This is a genomic window from Streptomyces sp. NPDC048507 (assembly GCF_043199995.1).
Classification (GTDB): domain Bacteria; phylum Actinomycetota; class Actinomycetes; order Streptomycetales; family Streptomycetaceae; genus Streptomyces.
In genome coordinates this window covers 234,346-251,268 of the sequence record NZ_JBICWZ010000011.1, presented here as the reverse complement: position 1 = coordinate 251,268, position 16,923 = coordinate 234,346, and the positions used below count along the sequence as shown (strand labels likewise).

General features: G+C 72.3%; 15 protein-coding genes. 6 read left to right on the top strand and 9 right to left on the bottom strand.

All coding sequences use genetic code 11. From position 1 onward, the window contains the following. Positions 1 to 254: 254 nt before the first annotated feature. Together ACGFXC_RS27735 and ACGFXC_RS27730 are read right to left on the bottom strand one after the other, a co-directional pair. Entirely contained in the window at positions 255 to 1,172 is a 918-nt protein-coding gene (locus tag ACGFXC_RS27735) for a DUF6891 domain-containing protein (protein ID WP_393717181.1), read from the bottom strand. A gap of 44 nt (positions 1,173 to 1,216) precedes the next feature. Continuing rightward, a complete protein-coding gene (locus ACGFXC_RS27730) occupies positions 1,217 to 1,828 on the bottom strand; it encodes a TIGR03086 family metal-binding protein (protein WP_393717179.1) in 612 nt (203 codons plus the stop codon). 135 nt (positions 1,829 to 1,963) lie between these two features. Here ACGFXC_RS27730 and ACGFXC_RS27725 point away from each other — a divergent pair, with 135 nt between their 5' ends. From ACGFXC_RS27725 to ACGFXC_RS27715, 3 genes are all read left to right on the top strand, one after another. Then, the gene (locus ACGFXC_RS27725) at positions 1,964 to 2,611 is read left to right on the top strand and encodes a TetR/AcrR family transcriptional regulator (RefSeq protein WP_393717177.1); all 648 of its coding nucleotides are present in this window, start codon (positions 1,964 to 1,966) and stop codon (positions 2,609 to 2,611) included. After that, positions 2,608 to 3,408 (top strand): alpha/beta fold hydrolase, encoded by an 801-nt coding sequence (locus ACGFXC_RS27720; protein ID WP_393717175.1) that lies wholly within the window; start codon positions 2,608 to 2,610, stop codon positions 3,406 to 3,408. The genes ACGFXC_RS27725 and ACGFXC_RS27720 overlap by 4 nt, the downstream gene beginning before the upstream one ends. Positions 3,409 to 3,597: 189 nt before the next feature. Beyond that, complete coding sequence (locus tag ACGFXC_RS27715; RefSeq protein WP_393717174.1) at positions 3,598 to 4,032, top strand: hypothetical protein; 435 nt, start codon at positions 3,598 to 3,600, stop codon at positions 4,030 to 4,032. A 63-nt stretch (positions 4,033 to 4,095) separates the two neighbouring features. Here the strand turns inward: ACGFXC_RS27715 and ACGFXC_RS27710 are convergent, their stop codons facing one another. The 7 genes from ACGFXC_RS27710 to ACGFXC_RS27680 form a co-directional block, all read right to left on the bottom strand. Further along, positions 4,096 to 5,436 (bottom strand): phosphatase PAP2 family protein, encoded by a 1,341-nt coding sequence (locus ACGFXC_RS27710; RefSeq protein ID WP_393717173.1) that lies wholly within the window; start codon positions 5,434 to 5,436, stop codon positions 4,096 to 4,098. A 165-nt stretch (positions 5,437 to 5,601) separates the two neighbouring features. Then, positions 5,602 to 6,333, bottom strand: a complete 732-nt coding sequence (locus ACGFXC_RS27705; protein WP_393717171.1) for a dienelactone hydrolase family protein — start codon at positions 6,331 to 6,333, stop codon at positions 5,602 to 5,604. A gap of 275 nt (positions 6,334 to 6,608) precedes the next feature. Continuing rightward, on the bottom strand, positions 6,609 to 6,992 hold the full coding sequence (locus ACGFXC_RS27700) for a DUF6009 family protein (RefSeq protein WP_393717169.1): 384 nt from the start codon (positions 6,990 to 6,992) through the stop codon (positions 6,609 to 6,611). Between the two features lie 144 nt (positions 6,993 to 7,136). Next, positions 7,137 to 8,747: a phage/plasmid primase, P4 family gene (locus tag ACGFXC_RS27695; RefSeq protein WP_393717167.1), complete on the bottom strand. Its 1,611-nt coding sequence runs from the start codon at positions 8,745 to 8,747 to the stop codon at positions 7,137 to 7,139. Then, the gene (locus ACGFXC_RS27690) at positions 8,744 to 9,805 is read right to left on the bottom strand and encodes a bifunctional DNA primase/polymerase (protein WP_393717203.1); all 1,062 of its coding nucleotides are present in this window, start codon (positions 9,803 to 9,805) and stop codon (positions 8,744 to 8,746) included. The genes ACGFXC_RS27695 and ACGFXC_RS27690 overlap by 4 nt, the downstream gene beginning before the upstream one ends. Positions 9,806 to 10,774: 969 nt before the next feature. After that, entirely contained in the window at positions 10,775 to 11,191 is a 417-nt protein-coding gene (locus ACGFXC_RS27685) for a hypothetical protein (RefSeq protein ID WP_351820729.1), read from the bottom strand. Positions 11,192 to 11,242: 51 nt separating this feature from the next. Further along, the gene (locus ACGFXC_RS27680; protein WP_393717165.1) at positions 11,243 to 11,881 is read right to left on the bottom strand and encodes a hypothetical protein; all 639 of its coding nucleotides are present in this window, start codon (positions 11,879 to 11,881) and stop codon (positions 11,243 to 11,245) included. A gap of 1,507 nt (positions 11,882 to 13,388) precedes the next feature. On the opposite strand from ACGFXC_RS27680, the gene ACGFXC_RS27675 reads away from it, so the two are divergent. The 3 genes from ACGFXC_RS27675 to ACGFXC_RS27665 all read left to right on the top strand — a co-directional run bounded on the left by ACGFXC_RS27675 (position 13,389) and on the right by ACGFXC_RS27665 (position 16,762). Continuing rightward, a complete protein-coding gene (locus tag ACGFXC_RS27675; RefSeq protein ID WP_393717164.1) occupies positions 13,389 to 14,549 on the top strand; it encodes a ParA family protein in 1,161 nt (386 codons plus the stop codon). Continuing rightward, positions 14,546 to 15,820: a ParB/RepB/Spo0J family partition protein gene (locus ACGFXC_RS27670; protein ID WP_393717162.1), complete on the top strand. Its 1,275-nt coding sequence runs from the start codon at positions 14,546 to 14,548 to the stop codon at positions 15,818 to 15,820. The genes ACGFXC_RS27675 and ACGFXC_RS27670 overlap by 4 nt, the downstream gene beginning before the upstream one ends. Positions 15,821 to 15,970: 150 nt before the next feature. Beyond that, positions 15,971 to 16,762 (top strand): class I SAM-dependent methyltransferase, encoded by a 792-nt coding sequence (locus tag ACGFXC_RS27665; RefSeq protein WP_393717161.1) that lies wholly within the window; start codon positions 15,971 to 15,973, stop codon positions 16,760 to 16,762. Positions 16,763 to 16,923: the final 161 nt, after the last annotated feature.

Genomic DNA, 16,923 nt, shown 5'->3' with positions numbered 1-16,923 from the left:
GCCGTCCGGCGACTCATCCAGTTCTACAGACGGCCCGCCGCCCTGGCAACGAGCCCGGATACTAACCACCCTCGCAGCACCCCACCCACCACCCGGCCGCCGAGCCCGCCCCCGGCGGGCCGGACCGGGCTTCCGGGCCCTACTAACCCGGGTCGTGTGTGACCTGGGTCCTATGGGCCGCCTCACCTCCGGGGCCCCCGGATCTCACCCGCAGTGAGCGGCCGTACGCACCGGGAGGGCTGCGCGGCGGGCGCTCAGCCGACCAGGCGGCGGCGCCAGTCCAGAGGGGTGAGGGTCAGGGCGCGGCCCGGGTCCTGGTCCCACTCGACGCCGAGCCCGGCCGCGCGCAGGGCGGCCGCGACCTCGTGGCCGATGCCCGCGGTGGTTTCGGACGAGCCGTCGAAGCCGCCGTACAGGAGCATCAGCCCGTCGCCGGCCGCGGCGGAGTCCGTGCACTGGGTGTGGAAGTAGACGAAGCCGCGGGCGTCGGGCCCGCTCTCGGCGCCGATCTCGGACTCGCCGCAGCCACGGCAGCAGGTGAAGTTCTCGCGTGCGGTGATTCCGGCAGCCTCCAGGGCGGCGAAGGCGCGGGTGAGCCGCTCGGGGTCGGTCTCGCCCTGCCAGGCGGCCTGCTCGGCGACCCGCTCCAGCCACAGCCGGTCGGCCAGTGCCTGCGCCTGCCCGCGCGAGAGCGGCCTGCGGTCCCCGCTGACCAGGTACTCCTCCGCGAGTTCGGCCAGCTCGGCGCGGGTGGCGTAGCCGCCGGCCAGTACCTCGCGGACGCGCTTCTCCAGTTCCGCGCGCTCGTCCTCGCCGAGGGCGAGCGGCGGCACCTCGTCGACGGGGCCCGTGTCCAGCGGCGACCAGCCGAGACCGGCCCCCCAGCCGGCCTCCCGGCGGGCCCAGCCGGTCAGCGCCGCGATCACGGGTCCGGGCCCGTCGGCCATCACCTGGAAGTGCCGCCCGGCATCGCCGTCGCGGTGCTCCAGCGTGTAGGCGCCCCCGGCCTCGTGCCACACCTGGGCGAAGACGTCCGGCAGGTCGGGTATCCGCTGGAGCACCAGGAACCGGTCTCCGTCGCCGCCGATCCGTCCGACCAGCGCGGCCAGTGCTTCGGGGGACGTGCGGACGTGCCGCTCCCCCTTCTCCGTCTTCACCGTGATCTCGAGCATGCGCAGACTCTGGCACACCCCTGTGACAGCCAGGTCGACGGTCCCTACGGCGACTGCGGCGCGGACGGCGGCGTCCAGGCGGGATCGCGGCCGCTCAGGCCGACCGTGCGCGCCAGCAGCGGGGCGTCCTGCGGTACGGGCACGACGGGGCCGAAGATGCCTCCGCCGCGGTCCGCGTCCGCGGCGGCCGCCAGCAGGAAGGCGTGCGAGGCGTGCAGCGCCGCCTGGTCGGGGACGTAGTCCTGGCCGGTGGAGCGGGCCAGGTCCCAGCCGTGCACCACCAGCTCGTCGGCGGCCACCGCGGCCGCGACGTCGCCGGGCAGGTGCACCCCGCCCGCGCGGGTCATCCCGCTCCAGGCGGCCGGGTCCCGCCAGGCTTCGGCGAGCTCGTCCAGGATGCGGGGCACCTCCTCGCGCCAGTGGGCGGGCAGTGCGGGCACGGCCGGGCCGGGAGCGGTGTCCGTCGTGGGCCCCAGGTCCTTGCGGGCGGCGTCGCGGAAGGCGACGGCGAGTCCCGCCAGGTGGGACAGCAGGTCACCGACCGCGTACGCGGGACAGGGAGTCCGGTCCGTGAGGCGGTCGTCCGGGACGCCCGCCGCGAGGGCGGCCACGATCCGGGCCTGGGGGCCGAAGTCGAAGGTCATCGGTTCCGTCATCGCTCGCTCCTCCGCGTCCCGCCCCCGCCGCCCCACCACCACTCTCCCCCGCCGCCGCACCGGCCGCAGCTCTTGACCGTACGTGGAGCCCTCTCTAAATTTGGAGCCCTCTCCGGCTTGAGAGGGCGTGGGCGGATGGCGGCGGACGGCGCGGAGCGCGGGTTGCGCGAGCGGCACAAGGCACGGCGGCGGGCCCGGATCCTCCAGGCGACGCGCGAGCTGCTGCGGGAGGGCCCGGAGACGGCGGTCAGCACCGAGCGGATCGCCGCCCGGGCGCAGGTCGCACCGGCCACCGTGTACAACCTGATCGGGCCGCGCGAGAAGATCTGGGAGGCGCTCGCCGCCGCGTTCGCCGACGAGCTCGACCGGCGGCTGGCGGAGCCCGCGGACGGCGGCCCGCGCGAGGTCGTCGCGGCGACCGTCCGGCTGTTCGTGACGGACCCGGTGGTCTCGCGCCGCATGGTGCGCGGGTGGGAGGACAGCGGCCTCGTGCTCCGGCACGGTCCGCTCCCCCGGCTCCGCCGGGCGCTGGAGCAGGAACGGGCCCGGGGGCTCCTGCGTCCGGACGTCGACACCGACGCCCTGGCCGGCCTCGTCGCCACCTCGTGCGTGGGCGCGCTGCACCAGTGGGTCGCCCGTCTGATCGACGACGACCGGTTCCTCGCGCGCGCCCTGTTCGCGCTGGACGTCGCGCTCGCCGCGGCGGCCGCCGATCCGCACCGCGACCGGCTGCTGGCGCCCCTGCGCGCCCGGCCCGCGGCGGACGAGGGGGGCGCGCGATGACGCCCGCCGCCGTACCGCACCGCACCTGCCGGTTCACGGGCGGCGACGGGATCCGGCTCGTCGCGGAGGTGTGGGGCGCGGCGTCCGCGCCGCCCCTGGTCCTCCTGCACGCGGGCGGTCGGACCCGGCACTCCTGGGGCCGGACCGGCCCCCGGCTGGCCGCGCTGGGGTGGCGGGTCGTCGCCCCGGACCTGCGCGGACACGGAGACAGCGAATGGCCGGCCGACGGCGCCTACGGCCTGGGCCGGTACGCCGAGGACGTCCGGGCGCTCGTCGCCGCACTGGGCGGGCGGCCGGTGCTCGTCGGCGCCTCGCTCGGCGGGCTCGGCGCCCTGCTCGCCGCAGGTGAGCCGCCGGGCGCGGCGGTGCGCGCCCTGGTGCTCGTCGACGTCGCGCACCGGCCGGATCCGCGCGGGCTCCGCCGGATCGCCGCGGTCATGCGCCGCCACGCGAACGGCCGCGCGCCCTGGGACCCCCGGATGCTCGACGCCTTCGAGGGCCGGATGGACCCGCCCGGCCGGGCGGAGCGCCTCCTGGACGCCGCGTGCCGCGCCGACGTGCCGGTCCTGCTGGTGCGCGGCGGGATCAGCGACGTACTGCGCGAGGACGCGGCCGCGGAGTTCTGCGCGCGGGTACCCCGGGCCCGGCACGTCGAGGTGGCGGGCGCGGGGCACGTGGTGGTGGGCGAGGGCGAGGGCGACGAACTCTTCATCGATGCGGTGGTCCCGTTCCTGGAGGAACTGAAAGGACCTCGACCGACCCCGGGAAACGGAAGGGACAGGGACCGGAGGGACTGAAGGGACCGAAGTGACCAAATGGTTCGAACAGACGGGCCGACGATCGGGTGATCGTACGGCGTGCGCCCGGCCGGTGGGACGGGTGTGGCCGATGTCCCGCCCCGCCCCGTCCGTTTCCCTACCGTGGGGACGTGTTCGCCGCGGGCCCCTCCCGGACCGCGCGGTGCGGCTCCGGCGAGGGGATGCGGCGTGTCGACGTGGAACGGCATCGGAACCAAGTACCTGGGCTTCGGGCGGCGGCGGCCCGACGGGAGCCACCACGCGACGGAATGGTTCGTGATCGGCTTCATGCCGGTGGTGCCGCTGCGCCGGTACCGGCTGGTGGTGGGGGCGACGCGGTACGTGCCCGGCGCCGCGGGCGGCGGTACGTCGACCACCGCCTACCACGTCCTGGAGCGGACCCGGCTGCGCGTGCCCGACGTCCTGGCCACCTATCTGGCCTGGTGGGTGGCCGGCCCCGCCCTCGTCCTCGGCCCGTTCTTCCTCCTGGCCCGGCTGGCGCCGGACGCCGGGCGGGGGTCGGCGTTCTGGAGCGGGGTGGTCGTCATCGGCGGGCTGGTCTGGGTCGTGGGCCTGCCGGTGCTGCTCGTCTCCCGGTCCCGGCGCTGGCGCGGACTGCCCTGAGCTGCGCGCCCGGCGCGGAAAAGGCGGCGGGGCCGGGAGCTTGGCGCTCCCGGCCCCGGGGGGTCAGACCAGTTCGGGCTGGGCTTCGCGGCGCGGCTGCGGCAGCAGGACCGGGGCGGTGGCGCGGTCCCAGGCGCGGGTGGTGCGCACGTAACCGTAGATCACCGAGGCCGTCGCCAGGACGATCAGCGGGCCGAACAGCCAGCGGTGCTCGGCCATCGTGACCGGCAGGTAGCGGTAGGAGGCCAGGAGCGCGGCGAAGACGGCGGTGCCGTAGGCGGCCAGCCGGATGCCGCCGCGGTCCCAGCCGCGGTCCATCGCGCGCAGGCCGATCTCGATGGTGAGGGTGAACACCACGCCGGCGACTATGTCGGCGCCGTAGTGGTAGCCGAAGCCCAGGGTCGCGCCGAGGGTGGCGATCAGCCAGAACGTGCCCGCGTAGCGCAGGGCGCGCGGGCCCTTGCGGGAGTGGACGAAGATCGCGGTGGCCCATGCGGTGTGCAGACTGGGCATGCAGTTGCGCGGGGTGATCTCGTCGAAGGGCATCGGCTGCGGGGTGCCGAGCGGCGGCGGCGTGTTCGGCCAGAGGTTGGCCACGGCCCAGTGCCCGCCGTCGGCGCCGTAGGCCAGGACCGGCCCGACCACCGGGAAGATCATGTAGATGCCGGGTCCGAGCAGGCCGATCACCAGGAAGGTGCGCACCAGGTGGTGGCGCGGGAAGCGGCGCTCGGCCGCCACGTGCCGCAACTGGTAGAGGGCGACGGCGACGGCGGCAACCGCGAGCTGGATGTAGACGAACTCCAGGACGTGGGCGCCGACGGTGCCGGTGGCCTCGACGATGCGGCCCGCCAGCCAGGACGGGTTGCCCAGCGCGTGGTCGGCCGTCGCCACGTACTGGTCGAGCACCATCGGGCGGGTCTTGGTGGTGATCAGCAGCCAGGTGTAACCGGTCTTGCGGCCTGCCACCAGCAGCAGGGCCAGCCCCACGCCGCCCAGCAGCAGACGGCGTTCGCGGCCGGTGCGGCGGGTGAGGGCGATGACGCCGCAGGCCAGGGTCACCCACAGGGCGCCGTTGCCGTACATCATCTTGGCGTCGACGGCCCAGCGCACCAGCCAGAAGACGAGGTCGATGCCGACGGCGGCGCCGAGCGCGATGAAGCGCTGCCGCCAGGTGAGCACCACCATCATCAGGGCCATGCCGGCGTAGAGCACCGTGCCCGACTTGGGGGCGAAGACCACTTCCCCCGCCTGGGCGGTGATCGGACCCGGCTCGCCGTACCGGCGCGCGACGACCTCCAGCGCGATCAGGAACGCGAGGGTCACCACGCCCGCCGCGGTCCACAGCACCACGCGTGGCCGACGCCATGCGGTGGTCGTGGTGTTGCCGTCTGTTCGCGAAAGCACTCGCGTTTCCCTAGATTTCAATGTTCAGCCGATTAATCGTTTTGTCAGCACGGTAGCCGCGAGCTCGAACATGTTAACGGAGGGGTCCCTGACACCGGACGCCCGGAATCGGCCGAACCGCCCCCCGCGTCGGCGGGGGCGGGGGGGGCGGCCCGACCGGATCCCTCAGCCGGTGCCGAGCGCGCCGCGCAGGAGGGGGAGCAGACGGTCCCAGTGGCGCTCCAGCCCGGAGGCGTCGAAGGCGTCGGTGTCGGACATGGTGAAGCCGTGGACGGTGCCGGGGTAGATCTCGGAGGTGTGCTCGACACCCGCGGCGTCCAGGGCCCGGTTGAGTTCGGCGAGGGCCTGCGGCGTCATGTCGCCCTCGGCGTGGCCGAGGTGGACCCGGGCGGTGAGCGCCGAGAACGGCCCGGGCCCGTCGGCCGCCACGGGAGCGTGGAAGGCGGCGACGGCGGCCACCCGGCCGGGGTGGGCCGCCGCGGTGCGCACCGCCAGCAGGCCGCCGATGCAGTAGCCGCTCACCGCGACCGGTCCGGCGGCGGCTCGCGGCTGGGCGGCGAGGAACCGCAGGTAGGCGTCGGCGTCCCGCAGGGCGCGGTCGGCGGTGTGCGCCTCGATCAGGGGCATCAGCCGGGCGAAGAGCGCGGGCCGTTCACGCGCTCCGATGTGCTCGGGCAGGTCGAACAGCGGGGCCGGTCCGTGCCGGTAGAAGGGGTTGGGGACGAGCACGTAGTACCCGTGCCCGGCCAGTTGCCGGGCCAGCTCGCGCGTCACCGGGCGGATGCCGAAGCCGTCCGGGTACATCAGCACCGCGGGGTGGCGGCCCTCGTCGGGGAAGGCTGCGAACGCGTCGGCCGGGCCGTCCGCGGTGGGGATCTGCAACGTCGTGTCGGGCATGGGGACGGGATCCTCCGGTCGTGGTCGATGTGTGGAGCTCGTCATCAACACGACGGAGGCGGAGCCCGCGCGGCGGCGGCCCGTGAGGCGCGGTCGGGCAGCGGGCGCGCGGTGGCCCGCACGGTGCTCAGGTGGGCACCGGGTCACCGATCCGTGAGTGGCGCGAGGCCGTCCCGGTAGTCATGCCCACAACATAGTCCACGGTCCGGCCGCCCGGTACGGGGCACGGCCCGGCCCCTCCGGTCCCCCGGTCCGGGCGGGCTGGGCGGCGTCGGTCAGGCGACCGTGGGCTCGGCCGGGGTCAGTCCGCGCTGGGAGCGGGGGGTCTTGAGGCCGACCTTGCGGGGCTCGATCGTGCGGGGGTCGACCGCCTCGCCCGGGGCTCCCTCGCGGTACAGGCCGTTGGGTTCGGCGTCCCGGTCGTGCGGCAGGAGGTAGAAGACGCGGCGCTTCTGCAGACCGCTGTCGGGGTCGGCCTCGGCCGTCGCACCGAGCTCGGTGAAGCCGATCATGCGGCCGTCACGGTAGTAGCGCGGCCTGCCCCGGCGGCGGGGGGTCTTGTCGAGGGCCTGACGCACGTAGTCGAGGTCTTCGGGGTCCTCCAGCCACACCACTTTGACCTCGTGGGCGAGATCGCTCGGTTCGAGCAGCGAACTCATAGCCTTCGTCCTTCCTCGGTGTCACGTCCCACCCTAGGAGCGGGGCGGTCGCGGACGGCTATGGCGGCGGCAGTGCGGTGCCTGGTGGTGGTCTGCGTCCATGGTAGAGGGGTCGCCGGGCTGCGGACAGTACGTCGGGTCGGTTCACCCACGGGGGGACCTGTTCGACGCGTCGGGCACGGGGGGCTCCTCGGCGAGCAGGGCGAGGCCCGGATAGAACTTCTGGCCGTTCGAGCGGAGCATCTCGCTCGGCGAGGAGAGACCGGCCTCGGCACGGATCCGGGTGGCGAACGCGCGGGTGGTGGCCGGGCGCAGGCCCTCGCCCTCCTGGCACCAGACGCTGTACGCGCGGTAGAGCGCGCCCTGCTCGACGCGCAGGTCGCGGGGCTCGGAGAGGTCCGGTCCGGCGGCCGTCGTACAGCATTCGGCGAGGAAGCGTCCGATGTGGTCCTCGGTGGTGGCGTACGCCTGGGTGGCGGTGCGGACGACGGTGGGGCCGCCCAGGGAGGGCTTCGTCGCGAGGTAGGCCATGGCGCCGTCGACCATCCACTGGAGGATGCCGGGGCCCTCGTCGGCGACGAGTTCCTCGGCCAGGTTGTCGATCTTGCGGTGGTCGGGGACGACCCGGTCGAAGGGGATCAGGCGGATGCGCCGCCAGAACGCGTGGCCGCCGGTGCCCACCTCGGGACGGTGGTTGCCCAGCAGCCACAGCTTGTGGGTGGGCTCGAAGCTGAAGTAGTCCTGCCGCATCCGGCGGGCCTTCAGCCGGTCGCCGCCGGTGAGGAGCTTGACGCGGGCCTCGTCGAACTTGTCGTGGGGCTTGAGCTCGCTGCAGACGAACAGGCGCCGGCCGTGGAGCTCGGTCAGCTCGGTGGAGTGCTCGTTGAACTTGCCGCGCTCCATCAGGAAGCCGGGCGGGGCGACGTCCGCGTAGTCCCCCAGGATCTTGATGACCACGTCCATGAGCGCGGACTTGCCGTTGGCGCCGATGCCGTAGAGGAAGGGCAGGACCTGGCCGCCGACGTCGCCGGTGATGGAGTACCCGAGCAGGAGGTGCAGGAAGTGGATCATCTCCTTGCCCTTGTCGTCACCCCCGAACGTCTCGGTCAGGAACCGCTCGAAGCGGGGGGTGGGGATGGGCTGGGGGGCCACGTAGGTGGCCCGGGAGTGCAGGTCGCGGCGCGGGTCGGGGGCGCGCAGGGCGCCGGTGCGCAGGTCGACCACGCCCGCCGGGGTGCACAGGGCGTACTTGTCGCCGTCGAGGGAGTCGGGGTCCAGGGCGAGTTCGGGCGAGGCCTTGGCCTGCGCGAGCATCGCCTTGACCCCCGAGGTGGACATGGCGCGCTTGCGGTGCTGGGTGAGCTCGCGGTCGGTGAAGACCCCGCGCGGGTCGTGCAGCGGCATCTCCTCGGCCATGTCCCCGGCGGCCCAGACGGCCGCCTTCTCGCCGCCGGTGCGCTTCCACCGGTAGACGTCCCACACGTACCAGCCGAGGCCCTCGACGTGCCGGAAGCGGTGGTTGTGGAGGTGGGCGAAGAGCTTGGCGTTGCCGCGGTCGGACAGGTTGGCCAGCAGGCCGGACTGGACGTAGTCGCCGGGGCGGGAGCGGGCGGGGGCGGCCGCGGCCGCCTGCTGGACGGCCTGCTGGGCGGGCAGCTGGGCCGGGGCGGCGTCCTGGGCGGGGTCCGCGGTGAACACGGCGAGCTGCTCGGCGGCGGCGTGCGCGTCGAAGCCGGTACTGCCTGCGCTGCTCATGAACGTCCCTCGGGGTGGATCGGGCGGGTGCCGCCGGCGCGGAGTGCGGAGTCGATGACGAGCTGGTTCCTGCGGCTCTGGTGGGGCCGCGCGGCGTCGGCGGCCGCGGTCAGCAGGCCCGCGCAGTCGGCGTGCCGGAGGTGTCCGGAGGCGGCCAGGCCGCCCGCCGTGAAGGCGGCTCGGTTGAGCTTCTCGGTGAACCCGGTACCGCTGGGGGCGGACGCGCAGGCGCGTACGGCGTCCAGGAGCGGCCGCAGGATGCGGTGGGCGTCCCGCCCCTCCCCGCGGGGCGTCAGGGCCCGTACGGGGCCTCGTACGGGCCCTGACGGGGCCTCCGGCGCGGCAGCACCTCCGGGGCCGCCTAGGGGGTCCCGTAGGGGATCACGGGCGGGCCGGGCGGCGTACGGTGCGAGGGCGTGGCCGGTACGGGTCAGCTCGGCGCCGAGCCACAGGGGCAGCGGCGCCGGGTTGCGGGCCCCGGGCAGCGCCTCGTAGGGCCCGGCGGCGGTGCGGGTGCCGGGCGCGACGATGTACCCCCCGCTCGCCCGTACGTCGACCTGCCAGGCGAGCGCGACGCGCGGCCCGGAACCGCTGGACGAGCGGAACCGCCCGCTGCCGAGGGGCAGTCGGTACCAGACGTGCAGACCGCCCGACGGGGTCCGCACGCGCAGGGTCGCGGTGTCCTCGGCGGGGTGCGGCCGCCCTCGGTGCGCGGCGAGCAGGGCGAGGGTGTCGTAGCCGGAGGCCAGCCCGGTCAGGTCGACGCGGTCGTCGATCGGGATGCCCGGCAGGAGGCGGTCGCGTGCGGGGACGGGCGCCCCGTGGGCGTCGACGTCGAGGACGACGAGCCCGGCCGGTCCGCAGGAGACCCCCACCCCGGACCGGGGTTCACGGTGCCACCAGCCGGCGAGCACCTCGGGATCGGTGGTCGCGGCGTGGAAGCCGTGGCACCAGCCGTGCTCCGCGTGGCAGGGGCAGGCGGTGGGCGGGTGCGGGCGGGCGCGGCAGCCCGGGCAGTTCGGGGGCGGGGTCTTGGCCCCGGGGGCGAGCGGATGCACCGGATAGCCGCGCGACGCGAACCAGCGCGCGACGCCGAGCCGCTGCTCAGCCGTGGCGGTGGCGGCGTGAGGCCGGGTGGCGGGATCGGCTGGCACGTTCTGCTTCCTCGACGGGGCACCCTGCGATGTCAGTGGTCCAGTGCGGTCTTCGGCGGGGGGTTCGGGCCCCTCCTGTCAGGGACTGAGGGACTGAAGGGACCGAACTTTCACTATGCCGGAGCCTAGCGCAGCAGGCTGACAGGAACCTCGCAGGTCGCGTGGCCTCTCATGAGTTTTACAGTCCCTTGAGTCCCTTGGAGTGAGTGATTCGTGCGTTCCGGCTCCCGAGGGCCCCCGCGGCCGCGCCGGATCCCTTCCTCCACCCCCCTCCCCCTCTCCACCCGGACCAGGGTCCGAACCGCCGTCGCGCCCGCTTCGGTCCCTGTCCCTTTCAGTCCCTGCAAAACCTGCAGGTCAGGGGGCTTATCGCCGTCCACCCAGGGACCGAAGGGACTCAACTTCGCAGTTATAACTCAAATATGGCACTACAAGGTTCATACGCCCGCGCATACACACGCACACATAAAGTCTGGAAACAGGAAAGTTGAGTCACTTGAGTCCCTGCACATGCCGGGAAAACTGGTCTGACCTGCGGTTTTGATACAGGGACCGAAAACCGAGGGACTGAACGGCGAGGGGCTGAACCGGAACCGGAGGAGGGCTGAGAGGCTCCTGGCTCCGGCGTGTCGCCCCAGGGACCGAACGAAGGGCCGGGGAGACAACCGGAGCGGGGAGGGACCGAAAGGACCGGAACCCCGAGGAGGGCCGGGAATCCGTCACCTCGCGGCGCGGAGGAACACGGTCGGGGGACGTAATCGACGCCGACCGTGTGCGGACAGGGCCCGGCGGATATACTCCGTGGACCAACTGTTACTCAGGCGCGGAAGGCCCCTCCACCATGGTGGAGGGGCCTTCTGTCTCTCCGGCTGCTCAGGCGACCTGGAGCTTGGGCCGGCCCGTGGGAGTGGGCGGGGCCTGGTGGTAGGTGGGCAGCTTCAGGTTGGGCAGGTCCCCCGCCTGGATGCGGACCAGCGCCGTGCGGAAGGCGGCCTCCATCGCCTCCGGTCCCTCGTACTTCGCCGCGAGCGGGTGCAGCCGGTAGGAGTTGCCGTTGCGCTCCTCGCTGCGCGGGCGCAGCACGATGTTCAGGTCGCACAACGGGGCCATGAGCCCGCTGACGGCCTGGGGGGTGACTCCGTACTCGGCGGCCATGTCCTTCTGACGGACCGGCAGCGCTCCCCCGAAGTCGCTGCGGGAGACGAGGTACTGGAGGAACTTGACGGCGGACCCTGACAGCGGCAGGGCCCAGATGCGCTCCGCGACGATCGGAGACATGACGTTAGCCATGGGATGGCCTTCCTCGTGAACGGTCGCCCGTGCGTGGGCCTGACAGCACTATCACCCGGTACGCCTCCTTCCGGGAGCGGGAACCTCAACTCCGAAGTCGAGGTCGAGCTGCTCCTGGTGGGCTCCCTCCGGTCCCAGCGCGTACGGGAACGACTCGGGGTCGTTGCCGTGCTTCTCGGCGATTTCCGCGAGAACCTCCTGCTGGGCGGTGCTGTTGCCCTGGAACCACAGGCGCACGTTGATCTGGATCCGGCCGTTCCCGGCCTTCTCCACCCAGTTGTAACCGCACAGGGCCTGGACGGCCCGATTGACAGTCGAACGAGTGATCATCTTGCCGCCCTTCTGGGCGGCGATCTTGTTCAGTCCGTCGGTGATCTCCTGCTGCGTGTACTGGGTGATGCCGGTGCCCGGCACCTGCCCGCCCGCGACGAACAGGAAGACGCACAGCTGGGACTTGGTGATGCTGTTGGCCACGGCCAGTTGGGCCAGGAGCTGGGTGAACCAGTTGCTGGCCAGGCTGTAGCCGGAGCCTCCGGCCATGTCGTGGACGGATCTCGGGTCCGCGGCGTACTCGAGGTGGACGCCCTTGAGCCGGCGGCGGCCACCGGGATCGGCGGCTTGCGCGACCTGTTCACCGAGTTGCTGGCCGAGGACGGCCAGGATGTCGCCGTACTCGGCATCGCTGCCCACGGTGGCGGGAACGGGAACAGGCCGGGGCCCGCGCTGTCGACGACGGGCGGGCGGATCAGATGTCACAGGACCTCCTTGTTACTCAGGCGGTCCGAGACTATCCAAAAAATCAACGAGGGCTTGTTTTTTGACGCGTCGGCGCGCCGAAACGACGATCTTGCGTGCCCCCTCCCCCGCACATGCGCCGAAACTACACACCACGTGGACTTACTTTGCGAGGAAGGCCCAGAAGTACACGGCTCCTTGATTTCGGTTGTCGCGATGGTGGCACGCCTTGTTCGAGCCGATGGGGCGGGACGAGGCACTTCGGGGCTTCCGGCCGACGCTCTGACCTGGGGTGTTCCAGGAGGGACCGGCACCCCGCAAAACTCCACGTGTGCTTGAGTTTTCCGCCAAATGTGCTCGCTGGGTACACACTTCGGTCGGTGAAATGTGTCCTGGGGGACACAGTCGTTGGGGAAAACATGCAGGTCAGAGCGCTGAAATCGGGGCGCGCTCTTATTACAAGAGCAACTCGTGACGGGCTCGCGCCAATGGTTCGAGCGGGGCAGGTGGTTGAGTGGTGCGCATCGTTCTTGCCCGCACCGGAGCGGTCCGGTGCGGCTTCCGCTCTTCCACGGCCCACCCCGCCCTGGCCTCTCGATGTGATGACTGCCTGTTTCGCTCACCGGGGACCGGCCCAGGCCGACACACCTTCACCCGTACCGGCCCGCAGCCGACTCAGGGCCGCTGCTCCCCCGCCTCAGCCCGACTCCTCCCCCGGTGCTGTTCTTCTTCCCGGCCCTCGTGCCCAGTGAGGGCGCCCGCGCCCGAGGGGTGCGCCGCCGACCGTCAGGGAGGCGGGGCAGGGCGCGAGGGTGAGCGGGTCCAGGGCGCCCGAGCGCCTGGCGAGGGGGTCTGGGGGGCGAGCAGCCCCCCATGCCAAGGCCGGTCCAGCGCGGCCAGGCGCTGGCGGGGTCCAGGGGCTGGCCCCTGGGACGTACGGTCCGCTGTCGACGACGGACAAGAACACACTTGCGACGATGACCGTGTCCGGTCCGGCTGCACGGCCCTTGCCGGGCTGATTGGGCTGTTGGGGGGACCCGGGACAGCTGTCGAGGCCCGTTCACGATGATCAAAAGCCCTGTACGGCCCGCTGGCGCCCTCGCAGCTGAAGAAAGGTCACATCGCACCGGGTCGGCTCTGTTCGACGCCCTGAGGTGCCGTTCTGTGGGTCGATTTTGGCCCCTCATGGGCGAAATCGTCCGCGGACGGCTTCCGCGTCGGCGTGCGCACCGATTCTTGACGCCGTCGTGTGCGAGCCGGGTCGATCACCGGACGGCGAGCTCGCCGCGAAACCGGAAAGCCCTTTCGTGTCTGGCGGACCTCCGTGCGGTGCGACCGGGGCCCTGGCGATTCCCGGCCGGCCGTCAGGGGGTGTGGTTTCAGGGCAAGTTCTGGCAAATCCGCCCAGTGTGTTGTGGTGTGCCTCTTCGCCTTCCGGGGAGAAGGTTAGTAAGGTACCCGCATGAGCGCCCCATACGATCCAGAAATCAGGGAAAAGGTAGTTGCCAAGCTGCCGGCGTCCCTCAGGCAGGAACTCAAGGTCCGTGCGGCCCAGTTGGGCGTGGACATCCAGGACGCCGTCACCGAGGGGATTCACGCCTGGCGTGACGACGCCTCGGCGGCCACCACGGTGGACACCTCCGGTGCCTCCTCGTTCTCCACCTACCTCCCCACCGGGCTGTACGGGGAGTTCAAGGAGGACTGCCGGGTACGGGAGATCCCGTACAACCAGGGTGTCGCCCAGTCGATCCGGCTGTGGCTCGACACCCACCCCTCCCCCGTCGGCCGTCGGCGCCCCGCCAGCGAAGGCGCCCGTCGGATCGTCGTCTGCAACCAGAAGGGCGGCGTCGGCAAGAGCGCCATCAGCAACGGCGTTTCCCAGGCCCTGGCCGAAACGGGAGCCCGGGTCTGCGTCATCGACTTCGACCCCCAGGGCCACCTGACGCGCCACCTCGGCGCCGAGATGCTCTCCATCAAGGAGCCCAGCCTCGCCAAGCACATGCTCGGTGAGATCGAGGGCCGGGTCCGCGACCTCCTCGTCCCCATCGAGCACGGGGTGTTCGCCGGGCGGCTCTTCCTGCTCCCCGCCTGTAAGGACGCCTTCCTCCTCGACGCCCGGCTGGCCACCACCCGCCACGTCCGGACCAAGGAGACCGCCCTGGAGAAGGCCCTGGAGGACCTGGAGAAGGAGTTCGACTACATCGTCGTCGACTGCCCGCCCAGCCTCGGCTACACCATGGACACGGCGCTCTACTACGCCCGCAGTCGTGATGGCGAGCCCGACAAGAGCTCCGGCATCATCGTTCCCGTGCAGGCGGAGGACACCTCCGCCGACGCCTACGACATGCTCAGCGAGCAGCTCGAGGACCTCATCGACGACCTCGACATCGAGATCGCCCAGCTCGGTTTCGTCGTCAACCTCTACGACAGCCGCAAGGGCTTCGTCGTCACCTCCTCCCTCAACAGCTGGAAGGAGTTCGGCGATCCGCCCGTCATCACTGTGATCGCCGACCTGAAGGAACAGCGCGAGGCCGTACGCGTCAAGCTGCCGCTCCTGCACTACGCGCCGGAGTGCGAGCAGTCCGAGGCCATGCGCGAGATCGCCCGGAGGATCACCGCATGAGCAAGAGCGACCTCCTGGGTACCGGGGCCGCCTTCAGCAACGCACGACGCGCCGGCGGGCGCAGCGAGCGGGGGCGGGCCAAGGCCGTCGCGCAGGGCGACGTACCGGCGTACGAGCTGGTCCGGATCGGCCTCGACCAGGTCGCCCCCACGCCCCTGAACCCGCGCCGCAACTTCGGTACGGACGAGGAGAAGACCCGCTTCGGCGAAGAGCTGCGGCAGGCGCAGCTGTCGGCTTGCGTGGCGGTGGGGCGTGCCGCCTACCTGGGGCTGTGGCCCGACCACGCGGCACGGATCGGGGACGCCACGCACGTCCTGATCAACGGCGAGCGCCGCTTCCGCAGCGCCGTCCACGTGGGGCTGGAGTTCCTCGACTTCGTCGTCCGCGACGACCTCGCCGCTTCGCGCACCGATTTCATCGACCACCTCCTCGCCGAGAACCTGGAGCGCGAGGACTTCGACGTGATCGAGCGGGCGCGGGGTGTGCAGCAGCTCGTCGATACCTGCGCCGACGAAGGGCGCGAGCACGGGGCGAAGTCCCGGGCGGCCGAGCGGCTGGGGCGTTCGCCGTCCTGGGTCACCAACCAGCTGGTGCTGCTGGAGCTGCCGGAGGAGATCCAGCTGCTGCTGAGCTCCGGGGAACTGCCCGAGCGGGACGGGCGGGTCCTGGCGCGCGCGGCGAAGGACAGGCCGGGTGCGGGGGCTGACGAGCTGCTCGGGTTCCTGCGGGACAGCAAGCAGCAGGAGGCCGAGGTGAAGGCGGCGCAGCGGGAGATACTGCACAACGCGCAGGAGCCGCCGGTGGACCGGGCCGGGGGAGCGGCGCAGGCTGCTGAGCCTGCACCGCAGCCGGGTCCGGAGCCGGGCCCGGACCCGTCCCGACTTTTGTCCGCGGACAAAAGTCGGGCGGACGAAGGCCTGCCGGACCTGCCGCCGGAGTCGATGCCGGAGTCGATGCCGGAGCCGGTTCCGGGGCCCGTGTTCGCGGCTGCTCCGACGTCCGCGCCGACGTCCGTGCCGGGCTCCGAGCCCGTATCGGTCCCCGCTGCGGTCGTCGAGCCGGTGGTCCGGCCGTCGGCACCGGTGTCCGTGGTGGAGCCGGTTCGGGAGCGGGAGCAGGACGGTGTGATCCCCTCGCAGGGGAGGGCGGGCGACCCCTCGGTTGCTTGGCAGGACCCGAAGGCGGTGTACGAGGCGATCTGGGCCAACATGTCGCCCAAGCACCGTGCTGAGCTGACGATGCTGCTGATCGAGAACAACCGCCGCGGGTAGACCCGCCTCGGATCGCCGTACCACGTGATCGCCGTCGTGTGACGGCGAGCAGTTCCGACAGCCGTTCGGCCGGGCATCCCGGTCGGGCGGCTGTCGGTCGTTCCGGGCCCGGGCGCACCGGCCCGCTCGCGGGGCTGATGGACTTGCACCATGACGACGTTGCCGCCCCGGATCACGAGGGCACTCGAGCGGTTCCATGCCGCCCACCCCTGGGACCACAACGCGCACTATCACCGATGGATCCTGCGCCAGCTGCCCGGACGTCTCGGCCGGGCTCTGGACGTCGGATCGGGCAGCGGTGACCTCGCCAGACTGCTGGCCGCACGGGCCGCAGAGGTGCACGGCGTCGACGCCGATCCCGCGATCGTCGATCGTGCGCGGGAGCTCACGGACCCCGCCGCCCGGGTGAGCTTCACCGTCGGAGACGCACTGGAGACGGTGCCGCCCGGCCTGTACGACGCCATCACCTGTGTCGCCACCCTCCACCACATGCCGTTGCGTGACGCGCTCACCCGCTTCCGCCGGCAGCTGTCGCCCGACGGGACTCTGGTCGTCGTCGGCGTCTACCGCCCGCAGCTCCTGAGTGACTACCTGATCGACGCCGTGGCGGTGCCGGCGAACGTCGCCATGGCATTGATCAAGAACAGGGGCCGCAAGGCGCCGCGACCAACCTCCATGACCGCTCCCACCCGACCGGCGAGCATGACGTTCGGGGACATCGTTCTCGACGCCCACCGGGTGCTGCCCGGCGCACGGCTGCACCGACGGCTGTTCTGGCGCTACACCCTGGTCTGGCACCGGGATGAGGAGACCGCTGGCAGATCCCCCCGGCAGGGCCTCGGGGCGGCGTGGACTTTTGTCCGCGGACAAAAGTCGGGCTCCGACGGGGGAGCGGGCCGTCGGTCGGGGCGGGTGCCGCACGGGGGATTCCGGCGTGGGTGACGCCGCCGACTTTTGTCCGCGGACAAAAGTCGGCGCTGCCCGAGCCCTGACGGGCACCCGCTCGGGCCGATGTCGTTCCACCGACTCCGCCCTCGACTTTTGTCCGCGGGCGAAAATCTGTGGCGGGGTGTGGTGGTCGGGGTGGTGGTGGGGGGGTGGGC